This is a genomic window from Shewanella sp. SM87 (genome assembly GCF_025653705.1).
In the GTDB taxonomy this organism is placed as follows: domain Bacteria; phylum Pseudomonadota; class Gammaproteobacteria; order Enterobacterales; family Shewanellaceae; genus Shewanella; species Shewanella oncorhynchi.
In genome coordinates this window covers 69,658-84,353 of record NZ_JAKKSC010000003.1, presented here as the reverse complement: position 1 = coordinate 84,353, position 14,696 = coordinate 69,658, and the positions used below count along the sequence as shown (strand labels likewise).

Sequence of the window (14,696 nt, the reverse complement as noted above, 5' to 3'; positions counted from 1 at the left end):
GAGTTAAAGCGAAGTGGGTAAAGTGTAAAAAATGCCGCTATTTTGAATTTTGTCAGGCTAAGTTCAGCAACATGCCTTTTACTCGACCAATATGATGGGCCGAGTAAATACTCAGCCCAATACATCACTACTTTTCGTTTTTCCACAAGGCTGGGGTTTGGCTTGGTTGCCAATTGCTTTGGGAGAAATGGGCTTGCACTAAGGAATAGATTTTATCTTGATAGGACACAAACTCAGGTAGTTGATAATTATGCTGATCCTGCCAAGCAGGGGCATAGTTATCTAGCGTATCAAAACGATACCCTTGACGTTGAGCTTCTTCAACAAAACGCTTAATTTTAGGCAAGTTGATGGTTGCACCTTGTCCGCGGTGAGCATTCTCAAACAGGAAGTCGTGGGTCAAGATAACCACTTTCCCGTTATGTAAACCATCACTACAATCTAAGTTCTGCGTACGACTGTTAAGAGGATTCATAGTGGTGCCCGCACAGGTGTTGATCACTTGATTGACTTTTGCCACCAGCTCAACCCCATCAGCCATTGATTCAGCAGGAAAGGCACCCCCCCAATCCTCTGGTCCCCAGTCGAGATCCCAGCCAAATATTTTATAGTCACTCTCGGCGAGCATGTTTTGAATTTGCACCGCAACTTGCGAACTGTTGGTCGAGGTTTCTGCGGTACAAGCAAAAGCAGGGTCCCAAGGCGGCACAGTATCGGATGTCGCACACAAGCCATCGCCTTTGAGTTTACTGGTCACTCGCCAACCATTGGTGTAAGGCAAACGTGCCAACTTAGTCATCTTGTTATTGGGATAACTGGCGGCATTAGGAATAAGTTCAACCACTTTGGCCGTGTTCGTCACAAAATAGGTGAAATCGGTGGCCGCATCTTGATAGGACTTTACAGGCCAGAGTCCAACTTGATTACAATATGCCGCCCCAGATTGCACGCCATCAGTGCAGTTATGCAGCATATGATCGTAACTGTGGTTTGCCAAAATATGACCATCATCTAGCAAACGTTGTAGAGCGACAGCCGCTAACGCCTCGTTTTCATCCCCTTCGCCATACATATGAAACGCATTAATAAAGAACGTCGCCTTGATATTGGCATCCTTTAACGCATCTAACAGCCCTAAGGTCGCGTCAATTGGACCATCATCAAAGGTAAGGTAAATGGTTTTATCGCTGGCGTAGGCCGCACTTAAGCCAGTACTCAAGCTCGCAACACAAAGCCCAACTGCAACGGCTATCGATTTCAGTTTCATGATTTCATCCTATAAATAATGTTTAAAGATGAATAAGTTAGTTCTCTTTACGCACTGGTTAATTCATAACCTGTAGACAGCGAGTTCACTCATCCGTTTAGCTTATCTATAGTGAGTAATCCCACCAGCATTAGTTATACCATCCTAGCAACAAGCCATACTTTTCTACGCTAAGTCGATAAATCCTGCCTTTGCACCCAGTTAACCATCCTCTTACCCAAGGTTTCAAAGACAATAGAAAAATACCAATCCTAGTGTGAAAAGTACCGCATCAACAATTCGATAACAGGTAAGTTAACTGGAGAAAAAAACAACACAAAAGCACTACAGGGATGCAATAACATGTCAGAAGGTCAACTATTTAAGAGCTCTTTGCTCGCATTATGTATCGCTAACGCCTTGTTCGGGATGAGCTCAACCGCAATCGCGGCGGAGCAACAAGAGGCAACCGCAGAAAATATTGAGGTAATCCAAGTACGCGGCATACGTCGCTCGATTGAAGCCTCAATGAATACCAAACGCTTCGCCGACTCCACGGTCGATGCTATCACCTCGGAAGATATCGGTAAGTTTCCCGATAAAAATATCGGTGATGCGCTGCAGCGAATTTCTGGGGTGACGGTCGATAGGCAATACGGTGAAGTGAGTGGGGTCACCATTCGTGGTACAGCGCCAGAACAGAGTCGTATTTTGCTGAACGGTCAAACCGTTGCGAGCACCTCTTGGTATGATCTTGGTCCTGCCACTCGTACCTTCAACATGGAATTATTGTCAGCCGAGCAAGTCAGTGCGGTTGAAGTCCACAAAACGCCAACCGCTAGCCTTGAAGAAGGTGCGCTGGGCGGCACTGTCGATCTCAAAACCCGTAAGCCCTTAGATCTCGATGCTCACACTTATCAAGTGGCGGGTGAGTTGAGCCAAAGCAGCCTGTACGATGAAACAGATCCGAGTGGATCTTTCGTCGGAAGCTGGAAAAATGACGATGAAAAATTTGGTATTTTAGGCGCTTACTCAGTAGAAAAACTCACCAGTGGTCGGCATGTATTAGAATCGCTCAGCGGTTACTATGAGTACTTTTCCGCTGATCCTGCACAAAACCAAGAATCAACTGTAGGAGCATGGGGGATTGGCTCACAAGCATTTAGGGCCGAACGTGAACGGACCAGTGCCCAAGTCACACTGCAATTTGCACCGACAGAAAAAACAGAGTTCACCTTAGATTACTTTAATTTCGAACTCGATATCCCCCACGTAAACCACAACTTCCTTACCGTTGGCGCGCGCGGTTCAGGCTCCACCAACGTAGTGAACAACACCCAAGGCGGCACAGCATCGGCAACGATTCTGCCAGCGTATGCGTCGATTATTTATAACCCTGTGGTACGCCACGCGGTCAATATGAAATCTGACGTACTCAACTTAACCGGAAAATACGTCGGAGACAGTTTTACGGTAAGTGGCGTCATTGGCCAATCGACCTCAGATGGCGGCACCCAAGGCGGCTCATCTTCTTGGTGGATCCCTGCGACGGACCAAGGCGGCAAAATTGGCGATCCCGCCTTCCCTAATGGTCAAGGCAGTGTCGATGGTGGCTTTAGTTACGATGCCACAGGTCCCTATCAAGTGGTGCTCACGAGCCTAGATGCCAACGATGCTAGCCAGTTCAAGCATGCGCAGGAAGCCAACTACGAAACCACAGTGCAAGATCATAAAGTCACCTACGCACAGTCTGACTTCGAATATCAACTCGATCATGATTTTATTAATAAAATTGCGGTCGGGATTAAATACAACACCAGTGATTTCGAGCGTAATGCCTTCAACCGTAACCCCGCAGAAATCTTAGGTTTTGTGCCCAATGGCAACCTAGCCAACTGGAGCGATGGCGTACTGTCTGGCCTGCATTCCCAGAGTGGCGGCAATGTACTCGACTCCTATGCCAAGTTAGATGAAGACAAATGGTGGGCGTTTATCAGCGAGAAATACGCCAATGGCGAGTTAGTGGAAGTCGCCGATCTCGGTAACACCTTCACTGTCGAAGAGGATATGTTGGCCTTGTACGCCCAAGCGGATTTCAGCGGCGAATTCTATCGTGGTAACTTTGGTTTGCGTTACGTTAACACAGACCAAACCTCAACCGGTTTTGCCGATGGCAAACCCTACAATGAATCCGTTAATTACGATAATTGGTTACCGAGTATCAACGTCGCCTTCGATCTACAAGAAGATCTAATCCTACGAGCCTCGGCCTCTGCCGTGATGGCACGTAACAACTACAGCGATCTTAAACCTGGGTTAGCGATAGCGAAAAACTTTGGTACTGCGACCGGCGGTAATCCAAATTTAAAACCCTATAAGGCGAATCAAGCTGACCTTGGCATCGAATGGTACTTCACTGAATCTTCTATGCTGTCGGCGGCCTTGTTCTACAAAGATATTGATAACGTAGTGTTTGTCACTGAGTCGACGCAATATATCGAAGGTTGCGGCGCGTCAGAATCCGAGTGGGATAAATGCCGTGTCACAGCCCCAGCCAACGGCGGCAGCGGCTCAGTGACTGGGCTTGAAATCCAGCTGCAGCATAACTTTGAAAGCGGTTTTGGCTTCTTGACCAACTACACCTATGTTGACAGTAAGAGCACTCGCCCCGATGGCACTGAACAAATGATTGAAGGCGTGTCAGAAAACTCCTTCAACGGCTCACTCTTCTACGAAGATGATCTGTTCAGCGCCCGTATCGCCTATAACTGGCGTTCAGAATACTTAGGCGTGGGTAATATTCAAAACGTGTTAAACGACAGCTATCAACAAGTCGATGCCTCGATTATTTGGCATGCAATGGAGAACTTAGATATCTCACTCGAAGGGGTTAACTTAACCAATGAAGTGGTGCAATCCTATGATGTTAAATATGGATTGACGCAAAATACCATCGAATTTGGTTCACGTTATTTCGTCGGTGCCAGCTACAAATTTTAAACTTGAGTCACACTATAGCCGACCTTAGGGTCGGCTTTTTGCGTTGATAATGCAGCGGGGATAAGCCATGAAAGTGAAACAAGCAATCAGAAAAATCATTATCTTAGGTGGCGGTACCGCAGGCTGGATGGCCGCGGCCGCCCTCGCGAATAACCCCGTATTTGCCGCCATTGAACTCTGTTTAGTGGAATCGGACAACATAGGCACTATCGGCGTTGGCGAAGGCTCGACGCCACACTTAAAACGCTTTATGGACAACTTAGGCATTAGCGAAAAAGATTGGATGGAACAATGCCACGCCAGCTATAAAACCGGCATCGACTTTATCAATTGGAATGGTGACGGGCAGCAATATTTCCACCCTTTCTATTTTCAAATGGATGTAAAACCCGCCGAAGTCTTTTTTATCAACGCCAATGCAAGACGCCGAGGGCATGGCAATGCCGTTAAACCCGATGCATTTTTCTCAAGCGGTGTACTGGCCAAACACAATCTCAGCCCAAGGCCGAATAAAAAACTGCCCTGCACCAACGAATACGGCTATCACTTCGATGCCACTGAGCTGGCCAACTACTTAAAAGATTATGCCTGCCAACGCGGCGTGCGGCAGATCATCGCTGATGTGGTTGAGGTGTCAACCTCCCAAAACCAGCAGATTGAGACGCTGAACCTGGCAAATGGTGAACAACTTAACGCCGATTTTTTTATCGATGCCAGCGATTTTAGCGCTAAGTTAATTCATAAAGCCCTAGGCGTGCCCTTTCAATCCTTCGCCGAGGAGTTACTCAACGACAGCGCCGTCACTGTACCCGTATTAATGGACTCCATTCAGACCCAAGCACAGCAGGTCAAGTATCATACCCGCGCCACGGCGCTCAGTGCGGGCTGGCTATGGCAAATCCCCCTCACCCACAGGCTTGGTAATGGCTATGTTTATAGCAGTCGCCACCTCAGTGCCAATGCCGCGGCTAAGGAATTATTGCACAGTGTAAATTTACCCGAGTCGACCCAAGTGCGGTTTCTCAAGCTGCGGGTCGGCGTCAGTGACAAGGCTTGGCACAACAATGTGCTGGCGATAGGACTTGCGCAAAGTTTTATCGAACCGCTCGAAGCCACGTCGATCATGATGACCCAATTCACCCTTGAAAGATTTATGTCATTATTCGAGCGCTATCAATTAAATAAGCAGGCAGAAACCTTAAGTCGACAAACATTAAATCAAGCAGTAATGCAGTTAGTGCTCGGCATAAAGGATTACATTCAGGCCCATTATGTCACCAGTCAGCGCAGCGAACCTTATTGGGTGGCAGCGAGAAAAGTCGCCATTTCCCAAAGGCTGACGCAACTATTGCAAGCTTGGTATCAAGGGGAAGACTTTGATTTACTGCTTTACCAATACGATCAGCAACTCGCCTACTTTCGCCCCTCTTGGTATGCGCTGTTAGCTGGAATGGATTACCACGACCCCGAACTGAAGCGCCCATTTGAGCCGATTTCAGCGGACATCACCGCCCAGGCAATAAGATACTGCCAAACCTTAGTGGAGCAGTATTTTCAGCCTAAGCATTCGTGATAGTAAGGGTTAAATCGCCCTTTGTTTACTGCTAAAGCGCTGACGAAAGCGACTCGGCGTAACGCCTTTAAATTGAATAAAGCGTCGATTGAAATTAGATAAATTATTGAAACCACACTGATCGCTGATGGTTGAAATCGGGCTCTGGTTCGAGAGTAATAACTTGCACGCCTTAGCGATCCTGAGTTGATTGATAAACTCAGTTAAGGTTTTCTCGGTGCGTTTTTTAAAGAAGCGATGGAAGTGATTGGTGCTCATGTGCGCTAACTTTGCCAAATCCTGTGCCGACAAGGCCTGAGTGTAATTGTCATAAATATGCTCAATCACTTTATCGAGCTTTTTCACAGTAAAGTCGAGCTTACTGCCGTGAGTGAACAAGGTACTAGACAAGAGTTCTTGCTGACTATCCTGTTGTAATAATGCTAATAATTCCAATAACAATATATAGCGTTTAAAGGGATTAGCCGTCTCCATCGCGATAAACACGCTATGGGCCTTGCGCGCCGTTTCCTCACTAAACAACACGCCCCGTTTGGCATGGGTCAACAGCGAATGCAAGGATGCTAACTCGCGCTGCTCATTCACAATTTGGTGTAGCCAGGCTGCGGGAATTTGCGCCACATACACAACTTCCTTCACTCGACTTTTCGAAGCGGAGCCCATCAAAACGGGCTCTTTCAAACCGACCGCAGTTGAAGCGCCGCCTTTCAAACAATCGTTCTTTGAAACCTCGTTAGTTAAAACATCAAGGTTAGCCTCGGATTGCCAGCCGTGGGGCATGTCTGGACCGATGATCACTAAATCATAATCGCCATAGCGGGCAATATGATCGCCCACATAACGCATGCCATAACTGTTGAGGGTTAAGCAGATTTCGTACTCGGGGTGATAATGCCAGTTGAGATCCATGTGGTCCCATTCATAACGAAAGTAACGCCAAGAGCTGTTTTCATCGGGGATCACTTTTTCACACAGAGGTTTCATCCATTAAACTCCAGTTACTCATTCCTTTACCTTAGCTTCAATCAGCCCTTACACATCAACGCCACTCACTCAAGCTAGCCGTTATTCCATCCTGTTAAATTATTCAATCACTTAGACCTTATTTTTAAATGCCAGCCTTGACCTATCAGCTCGGCGAAATCGCTGTGCCTCGCGCACTATTGTCTATAGCAAGTCAGCCCTACTGTGATACTCAACTCCGTTACTCTAATACTATTCTATCCAATGTTAATTAAAGGTAACTATTTTACAAGTAAACACTTTATCAGCAGATACTAAAACACAGCTTTATCTATGCTCATCCGCAGCAGCTATCTGCAACTCGTATCTATCGCCAGTATCTACAGCTCGTATTAACTGCACCTGATGTAAATCAGCCAAATCTGCGCGAACAGGATTTGCATATGTGAGAAAAGTATCGACAGAGGCACCATTCGTATCACCGCCATAGCGAGTGTCAGTCCACAATGAATTTCACTTCATTCAATTGGCTAAGCACATGAAACACAAACTCATCATTCTGTTTGTCCTCTGTACTTTCTTTGTGATTTCCTTGATGACCAACAGTATGGGGCCGATTTTCCCTGCGTTAATTGACAGTTATGCTATCGGCCTGACGTTGGCGGGGTTATTTCCCTTTGCGTTTTTTATCGCCTACGGAGTGACATCGATTCCTGCGGGAATTTTGGTGGACAAGTACGGTGAAAAACGGGTGATCATCTTAGCCTTTAGCCTAGCGTTTATCGGCGCCGTGACTTTTGTGTGTCTGCCCACCTTTAGCATCGCCATGTTTAGCCTGTTTTGTATTGGCACTGGCATGAGTTTATTGCAGGTAGCAGTGAATCCCTTATTGCGACAAGCTGCGGGGCCAGAGCATTTTGCCTTTTTCTCCGTACTGGCCCAACTTGCCTTTGGCGGCGCCGCGACCTTAGCGCCGCTGGTGTATCAGCATTTTGTCGCCTTAGATCAAGCCAGTGTTGCATCAGCCAACTATGTGCAACAGCTATTGCCAGAGAACATGAGTTGGCTCGCCATGTACTGGTTATTCGCCGTGGTCGCGCTCGCCATGGTGCTCTTTGCCAGCCTAGTGAAGATGCCCAAAGTGAATAAACTGGCAGATGAGTCGGCAGGTGCCCTCGAGACCCATTTACGCCTTTTCAAAGATAAAACCGTTTTGAAATTCTTCTTCGCTATCGCCGCCTACGTTGCGCTTGAGCAAGGGCTTGCTAACAGTATCTCAGTCTTTTTGCTGCAATATCATGGTCTTGATACCTTAAGTGTCGGCGCCAATGTAGTTAGCGATTTTTGGTTTTACATGACGCTCGGCTGCCTACTCGGTTTGCTACTACTTAAACTTATCGACAGTCAGATCTTGCTGCTCAGTTTTTCCCTTAGTTCACTGGTTTGTTTTCTGGTGGCGATTTGGGGGCCGAGCCAACTAACATTAATTTGTTTCCCATTGGTTGGCTTTTTCATTTCTATCATGTGGTCGGTGATCTTCTCGCTGGCGCTTAATTCGCGCACTCAAGATCATGGATCATTCGCCGGCATTCTCTGTACCGGCATTATCGGCGGCGCGTTTATCTCGCCGATCATTGGTGTTATCAGTGAGCTGTCCGGCGAATTACGGCTCGGGATGTTAGTGCTGTTAATTCCTATGGCATACATAGGCTATGTCGCCCTAACGGCTCGTCCCTTAATTAAAAACACCACATTATTTTCAACAAAAGCGGCCTCAAAGAATGACGAGCCGATGGCAACAAACAACACGAGAGGCAACAAGCTATTATGAGCGTCCTATGTTTAGATCTTGGGGGAACTAAACTGATGTTGGCACAGGTGGAAGGTAAAACCTTACTCGACACTTGGCGGTATCCTGTTCCCGCCGATGGCAATTTCGAACAGTTATTCGATTTCCTCGTGACCTGTATCCACAGCCACCTCACGCCTGAAACCAATGGAGTTTCCATCGGGGTGCCCGGTATGGTGGATATGCACAGCGGCACTTTACTCGAAGTGCTCAACATCCCAGCACTAACGGCAACGCGGTTAGCCCAGCAACTGCAAAATACCTTTGAAATGGATGTTGTTGTGAATAATGACGCTAACCTCTTTGCCCTCGGCGAAGCTGTACTCAATCACAATCAAGACATGCTCGGGATTACCTTAGGCACTGGCGTAGGCGCTGGGGTGATTTTTAATGGTCAGCTGTATTCGGGTAAACATTGCGCCGCAGGTGAAATAGGTAGTTTGAGTTATCGTGATGGCATTATTGAGCACTACTGCTCGGGGCAATACTTCACCACTCATCATCACATGAGTGGCGAGCATTTGTACCAAAAAGCCTGTGAAGGTGACAGCCAAGCGCTACAAGCCTTCGCCCATTTTGGCGAACACTTGGCGCACATGATCGCCCAAACCTTACTGGTATACGATCCCAAAGATATCATCCTTGGCGGCTCAGTCAGCCAAAGCTTTCCCTTTTTTATTGAAGCGCTTAAACAGAAATTGCAAAGCTTAGTGTATGGCCCGCAACTGACAGACTTGACGATTTCAGCCAGCCAACATCACAATGCAGCCCTCATAGGTGCCGCGCAGTGGTTTTTACAACAAAAGGACTCAGCTAAGTGAAAGGACAAATAACACAGAAAGGGATGATAAAGTGGCAGAGGATTAAGACGGCCTTAGTCAGCGGGGTCATGGCAGTGCTTCCCGTGGCGTCGGTGCTTTCAATACTTGTTATGCCATCAGTACAGGCCGCCAATGCTGTGCAGGAGGCAAATCATGTCGCGCTGAATCAATTGGCCGATAAGCTCCAATTAAATTATCAGCTAACCGCTAGTTATCTTGAAACCTGTCCCGCTAAAGAAGCCCAATGCTATCGCTCCGCCATTGAGCTGACCTTGCCCACTCAGCTATCGAACGACAAGTTATCCAGCGAAGAGTTAAATCACGGCGACTGGCAAATTTATTTCAGCCAATTATCCCCCGTTTATTTCGTCGATGCGGGTGACTTTAGCATTGAGCATATCAATGGTGATTTACATAAAATCACTCCTAAAGCCAGCTTTAAGGGCTTCGTCGCCAATCAAGTTTATCGCATTGAGTTTTACAGCAAAGGCAGCCAAATCACCCGTTCCGAGTTTATGCCAAACTTCTTTGTCGCTATGGGCGATAAGGCGCAGGTCATAAAGAGCACTCAAACAAGGCGCGATAAAGAAACAGGTTTAGCCGAGCAAGACTACCTCGCGCTTTTTAATGCCGAGAAACAATTCTTACTGGCAAAAAACGATGCAACCCCCTTTGCCGATGGCCAGTATTTAGCAGAGCAATATCAAGCCTTAGCCGCAGACAAAGCACCTGACATTAGCGGCAAACTCATCCCCACGCCACTTCATAGCCAAAGCCTAAACTCGGCGCCTTTATCCCTTGCTAAAGGTTATCGACTCACGGCTGCAACTGTCGATTTTAAGGGACGGCAGGCGGCATTTAATTACCTCGATTCTTTAGGCTTTTCGGCCAAGGACAAAGGCACGCCGCTATTATTGCAACTCGATACTCAAGCACCTAAGGTCGCCAGCACTGAAGCCCATGATAGTGAAATTAAAAGCAGCGAAGCCTATCGGTTAACCATAACGACTGAGCAAATCAGTATTCGAGCGAGCACTGAGGCGGGACTCTTCTATGGCCTACAGAGCCTAGCTGGGTTGATCAGTTTAAGTGACGATCAACTGGTCGCCATCGATATTCAAGACCAGCCTCGCTACGCCTTTCGCGGCCTACATATCGATTTAGCCCGTAACTTTCACTCGCTCGATTTTATTAAACGCATTATCCCACAGCTCGCCGCCTATAAAATCAATAAGCTGCATTTGCACTTAGCCGACGATGAAGGCTGGCGTTTAGCCATCCCCGGCTTACCTGAACTGACCGATGTGGGTGCAAAACGCTGTTTCGATTTAACCGAGCAAAGCTGTTTATTGCCACAACTGGGCAGCGGCATAGCGGACGTAAACCCCGTCGATGGCTACTTAACCGTGGCGCAATACCAAGAAATATTACAACTGGCTGATGCTCACCATATCGAAGTGATCCCTTCACTGGACATGCCGGGGCATTCACGCGCTGCAATAAAATCCATGGAGGCGCGTTATCACCATTACCTCGCCAAGGGAGACAAAGCTAAGGCGGAGGAGTTTTTACTGACTGAATTTGCAGATAAAACCCAATATTCGTCAATTCAGTATTACCACGACAACACACTCAATGTGTGTCTGCCGAGCACCTATCACTTTATCGATACTGTGATTCATGAAGTTAAAAAGATGCACCAAGCCGTAGGCATTCCTTTAGTGCATTACCACATAGGCGCCGATGAAACCGCAGGCGCTTGGGTCGACTCTCCCTCGTGTATCGCAATGAAAAAACAAAAAGCCGATGAGTTAACCGGACTGCATTCACTCAATGGTTACTTTATCGAGCGCGTTGCTAACATGCTGGCAGATAAAGGGATTATTGCCGCTGGTTGGAATGATGGTATGGGTGAAGTGCGCCCCGAAAACATGCCCGCCCAAGTGCAATCTAACGCTTGGTCGCAGATTTCAAACAACGGCCATCAAATCGCCCATAAGCAAGCAAATCTTGGCTGGAAGGTCGTTATCTCAACGCCAGAAGTCACCTATTTCGATTTCCCCTACGCTAGCCATCCAGATGAGCGCGGCAATCATTGGGCCTCGAGGGCAATAGACAGTTTTAAGGTGTTTAGCTTTATGCCCGACAACCTGCCCGCCCATGCCGAGCGCTGGCACAATAGCTTAAATCAGCCATTTGTGTCGGACGATAGCCACAGCCAGCTTAAACCGGGACACCGTTTTTACGGCTTGCAGGGGCATCTTTGGAGCGAAATGGTGCAATCGGACGAGCAAGCAGAATACATGTTATTCCCGCGCATGGTCGCCCTCGCCGAACGGGCATGGCATAGGGCGCCATGGGAATTAGCCTATGATTATCAAGGTAAAATCTATAGTCAGCAAACTCAACATTTCGCCCGCCAACTCAAGGGCCAAGCCGAGCAAGTGCTCAAACAGGATTGGCAAATTTTCGCCGCAGTTTATGCCAATAAGGTACAACCTAAGTTAGCTAAAGCGGGAATTTTCTATCGCATATCACCGCCTGGGATACGTGTTGAACATCAGCAGTTAGTGGTCAATAGCTTATATCCCAATGCCGAGTTGGAATACCAACTCGACTCAGGACCTTGGCTAAGCTACCGCCAAGCTTTCAAGCTTAATGATGTCAAACACATCCGCGCCAGAGTCAAAGATGGCGCACGTTACTCTCGCCCATCGACTTGGCAAAGCTCCCTCTAATCGTTCATCGCACAATGTCGGCCATCACATGTGATGGCCGATACGTTAATTGACTATTAATACCACTGGTCGATAGGTTAAGCATGAGCTTACATTGAGGCTTTTCAATAACAGCGCAACTCAGGCTATAATCTCGCTATTCGCGATGACACTCTCGTGATAATACTTTATCAAGCCTAAGGATCCGCCAACCGATGACAACTGCTTCTACTAGCCCCTTTGCCGTGTTAAACCAAACCACAGCAACCTCGTTCAATGAGCAGAAAAATCTGATTAAACGGGTATTTAAAGGTAAGCCAGTGCAATGTCCTAGCTGTAAACAGACACTTAAAGTGATATTGCCAGAGCAGGCAAAAGCAGAACAAGCGGCAGGGATCTACTGTGCTAAAGGCTGCACAGATATCGAACTCGATATGGAAGCCGTCGCGGGACTCTAATCATTCCAGATCCAACCCACACTGGCATTAGCTTCACATCGACGGCCAAGCGACGATTACAACAGTCACTGTAATTCGCCGTTATAAAGTAAATATCTTTCTAATTATCAATGAGATTATTTAAACTAATCACGGCAGTTGCTTAAGCTGCCCACGAAAATAGTGTCGATAATAGCCCACCAAATTACTGCCAATAAAGAGTACCTCCATTAACACTGCCACAGGCGATCCCACTAAGGCATTGTGAACGAGCCAAAAACTAGTTCCGACTATCATAAGCAGTCTGAGATCTTTATCACTTTGACAGAATGCGGCGCGGGTTTGAAACAAGGTGCCTATACAACTGATCACAGTCGTTACCCCATTAAAGGTCACAATGCTCATCACAAGTGCAGCAATAGAGAAACACCATAGGGCTACTTTTGAGGTGGTAAAAATACTGGTGAGATAACGCACTGTGGCTATGCCCATTAAGCCTGCGGCAGTCCATTGCTCCAGCAAACAAAAATGAATTGAAATCAAGATGCCAGACACAAAAAGGCAGGCGACTATCCGCTCCCGCGCCTTAAATTGAAACGAAATCAGATCGAAGATAATGGCTATCGCCACCAAAACTTGAGACAAAGTAAACGCAGTCAACTTATTAAGCTCCTTCGCTTTAAGCAATAATGCGCACTCTGATTGAAAGCCTTGTAGACTTGAGCGCGCAACTTAAGGCGCAGCATCATGGGAATCGCGCTTTAGCGCATTAACTTAAGTTAACTGGGAGCAAAAACCGTTAAAGAGAGTCTTGAAGTCGTCGACGCATACGCGACAAACTGATTGCCGTAATGCCAATATAATTAGCTAGCTGACCTTGGCTTAACCGCTCAAGCCAAAGTGGTGAATGTTCGCGTAAATACAGTTAACGTTGCTCAGGTGTGTGCAGCAGTAAAAAGGCTTCCTTTTGTTCTTTATACAATAATTGCTGTTTAAGTAACCCAAGTTGCACTGACTGCAGCGAAGTATCATCCAACACAGATAACGGCATTTGGATAAATTTACAGGCGCTTAAGGCCTCTAATTGGTAACGAGCGGGAATTTGCTTAAGCCAACTGACATACAAAAAACACAGTTCACCCTCGAAATAAAACTCCTTACAGCGCTCTGTGCCCTCCTGAGTATAATGGCAAGCGCGCACGATACCATCCACAACAAAATATGCCTGTGACTGCTCATTTCCTTGGCCAAGAAGCACCTCTCCCTCCGGCACGTTCAACGCTTTAAACTGTGGTAAGTAACGTTCAACAGCAGCTTGACTCGCCCCTAACGCAATCAAATATTGTTGCAGTGGCTGGCAAGTTGGCACCTGCAATACAGCAGTCTTTTTTACGTCATCAGGTTCAATCATGCGAGCAACTCAGCGATTTATCACTAAACACTTAACCACTGCCATTCGAGTAAGGGTTCAGCACTCGCTTGCAGGCCACGGCTCAGCGTGACGTTAAATACACTTTTAGCGGGAATGCTTCCCACGCCCTTGGGCGTGCCTGTCATTACGATATCGCCCTCATCGAGACTGATAAATGCCTGTAGCTCGGACAATATGGTCTGAGGTTTGTAAATCATTAAATCGATATGCCCCTCTTGAACCAAGTTATCGTTGATACTCAAGGTGAAATGCAGCTGTGCCTCTGCATCATCAATCGCCACAAACGGACTGAATAACGCAGCACCATCGAAGGCTTTTGCTCGCTCCCAAGGTAATCCCTTAGCTTTTAACTTAGTTTGCAAATCACGTTTTGTGAGATCTAGACCGACAGCGACGCTACTAAAACGGCCATTTTGAAACATAAAACACAGCTCGGTTTCATAATGCAAGGTTTCCCCTTGATGCTTAGAATGAAGCACAGTCGAAATAGCCGAGTTAGGCTTTAAAAATACCACCATATCCTCGGGGATTTCGTTACCTAATTCATGGATATGCTCAACATAGTTACGCCCAATGCAGAGAATTTTTGTCGGTACGATAAGGTTTTCACCTAACACGACTGATTTCATCTTTAATCCTTTTCAAGATAGGGTTGAAA

The 14,696-nt window shown here is 46.9% G+C and carries 10 protein-coding genes and 1 pseudogene; 6 read left to right on the top strand and 5 right to left on the bottom strand.

The window, feature by feature from the left end; genetic code table 11:
• Window positions 1–127: 127 nt before the first annotated feature.
• A complete protein-coding gene (locus L5M11_RS03365; protein WP_263191352.1) occupies window positions 128–1,267 on the bottom strand; it encodes a polysaccharide deacetylase family protein in 1,140 nt (379 codons plus the stop codon).
• Window positions 1,268–1,609: 342 nt separating this feature from the next.
• On the opposite strand from L5M11_RS03365, the gene L5M11_RS03360 reads away from it, so the two are divergent.
• Both L5M11_RS03360 and L5M11_RS03355 read left to right on the top strand, forming a co-directional pair.
• Window positions 1,610–4,246 (top strand): TonB-dependent receptor, encoded by a 2,637-nt coding sequence (locus L5M11_RS03360; RefSeq protein WP_263191350.1) that lies wholly within the window; start codon window positions 1,610–1,612, stop codon window positions 4,244–4,246.
• Window positions 4,247–4,313: 67 nt separating this feature from the next.
• On the top strand, window positions 4,314–5,819 hold the full coding sequence (locus tag L5M11_RS03355) for a tryptophan halogenase family protein (protein ID WP_263191348.1): 1,506 nt from the start codon (window positions 4,314–4,316) through the stop codon (window positions 5,817–5,819).
• A 9-nt stretch (window positions 5,820–5,828) separates the two neighbouring features.
• Here L5M11_RS03355 and L5M11_RS03350 read toward each other — a convergent pair whose 3' ends face one another.
• Window positions 5,829–6,803, bottom strand: coding sequence for an AraC family transcriptional regulator (locus tag L5M11_RS03350; RefSeq protein ID WP_263191345.1), 975 nt, complete (start codon window positions 6,801–6,803; stop codon window positions 5,829–5,831).
• Window positions 6,804–7,320: 517 nt separating this feature from the next.
• Between L5M11_RS03350 and L5M11_RS03345 the strand changes: the two genes are divergently transcribed.
• The 4 genes from L5M11_RS03345 (at window position 7,321) to L5M11_RS03330 (ending at window position 12,627) form a co-directional block, all read left to right on the top strand.
• Window positions 7,321–8,613 carry an MFS transporter gene (locus L5M11_RS03345; RefSeq protein ID WP_173245919.1) on the top strand — a complete coding sequence of 431 codons (1,293 nt, stop codon included), beginning with the start codon at window positions 7,321–7,323 and terminating at the stop codon, window positions 8,611–8,613.
• The gene (locus tag L5M11_RS03340; RefSeq protein WP_173245922.1) at window positions 8,610–9,452 is read left to right on the top strand and encodes an ROK family protein; all 843 of its coding nucleotides are present in this window, start codon (window positions 8,610–8,612) and stop codon (window positions 9,450–9,452) included. The genes L5M11_RS03345 and L5M11_RS03340 overlap by 4 nt, the downstream gene beginning before the upstream one ends.
• Complete coding sequence (locus L5M11_RS03335) at window positions 9,449–12,190, top strand: family 20 glycosylhydrolase (protein WP_263191343.1); 2,742 nt, start codon at window positions 9,449–9,451, stop codon at window positions 12,188–12,190. The genes L5M11_RS03340 and L5M11_RS03335 overlap by 4 nt, the downstream gene beginning before the upstream one ends.
• Window positions 12,191–12,384: 194 nt before the next feature.
• On the top strand, window positions 12,385–12,627 hold the full coding sequence (locus L5M11_RS03330) for a hypothetical protein (protein ID WP_006080930.1): 243 nt from the start codon (window positions 12,385–12,387) through the stop codon (window positions 12,625–12,627).
• 129 nt (window positions 12,628–12,756) lie between these two features.
• Here the strand turns inward: L5M11_RS03330 and L5M11_RS03325 are convergent, their stop codons facing one another.
• From L5M11_RS03325 to L5M11_RS03315, 3 genes and pseudogenes are all read right to left on the bottom strand, one after another.
• Window positions 12,757–13,266 (bottom strand): YgjV family protein, encoded by a 510-nt coding sequence (locus L5M11_RS03325; RefSeq protein ID WP_263180934.1) that lies wholly within the window; start codon window positions 13,264–13,266, stop codon window positions 12,757–12,759.
• Window positions 13,267–13,405: 139 nt separating this feature from the next.
• Window positions 13,406–14,017, bottom strand: a pseudogene (locus L5M11_RS03320) (Crp/Fnr family transcriptional regulator).
• 23 nt (window positions 14,018–14,040) lie between these two features.
• A complete protein-coding gene (locus L5M11_RS03315; protein ID WP_263184718.1) occupies window positions 14,041–14,667 on the bottom strand; it encodes a fumarylacetoacetate hydrolase family protein in 627 nt (208 codons plus the stop codon).
• Between the last annotated feature and the right edge of the window lie 29 nt (window positions 14,668–14,696).

What these genes read in the sequence shown, in the direction of transcription:
- L5M11_RS03360 (WP_263191350.1), top strand. Translation starts at nt 1,610, where the DNA reads ATGTCAGAAGGTCAACTATTTAAGAGCTCTTTGCTCGCATTATGTATC.
- L5M11_RS03315 (WP_263184718.1), bottom strand. Translation starts at nt 14,667, where the DNA reads ATGAAATCAGTCGTGTTAGGTGAAAACCTTATCGTACCGACAAAAATT.
- L5M11_RS03345 (WP_173245919.1), top strand. Translation starts at nt 7,321, where the DNA reads ATGAAACACAAACTCATCATTCTGTTTGTCCTCTGTACTTTCTTTGTG.
- L5M11_RS03355 (WP_263191348.1), top strand. Translation starts at nt 4,314, where the DNA reads ATGAAAGTGAAACAAGCAATCAGAAAAATCATTATCTTAGGTGGCGGT.
- L5M11_RS03350 (WP_263191345.1), bottom strand. Translation starts at nt 6,803, where the DNA reads ATGAAACCTCTGTGTGAAAAAGTGATCCCCGATGAAAACAGCTCTTGG.
- L5M11_RS03340 (WP_173245922.1), top strand. Translation starts at nt 8,610, where the DNA reads ATGAGCGTCCTATGTTTAGATCTTGGGGGAACTAAACTGATGTTGGCA.
- L5M11_RS03330 (WP_006080930.1), top strand. Translation starts at nt 12,385, where the DNA reads ATGACAACTGCTTCTACTAGCCCCTTTGCCGTGTTAAACCAAACCACA.
- L5M11_RS03365 (WP_263191352.1), bottom strand. Translation starts at nt 1,267, where the DNA reads ATGAAACTGAAATCGATAGCCGTTGCAGTTGGGCTTTGTGTTGCGAGC.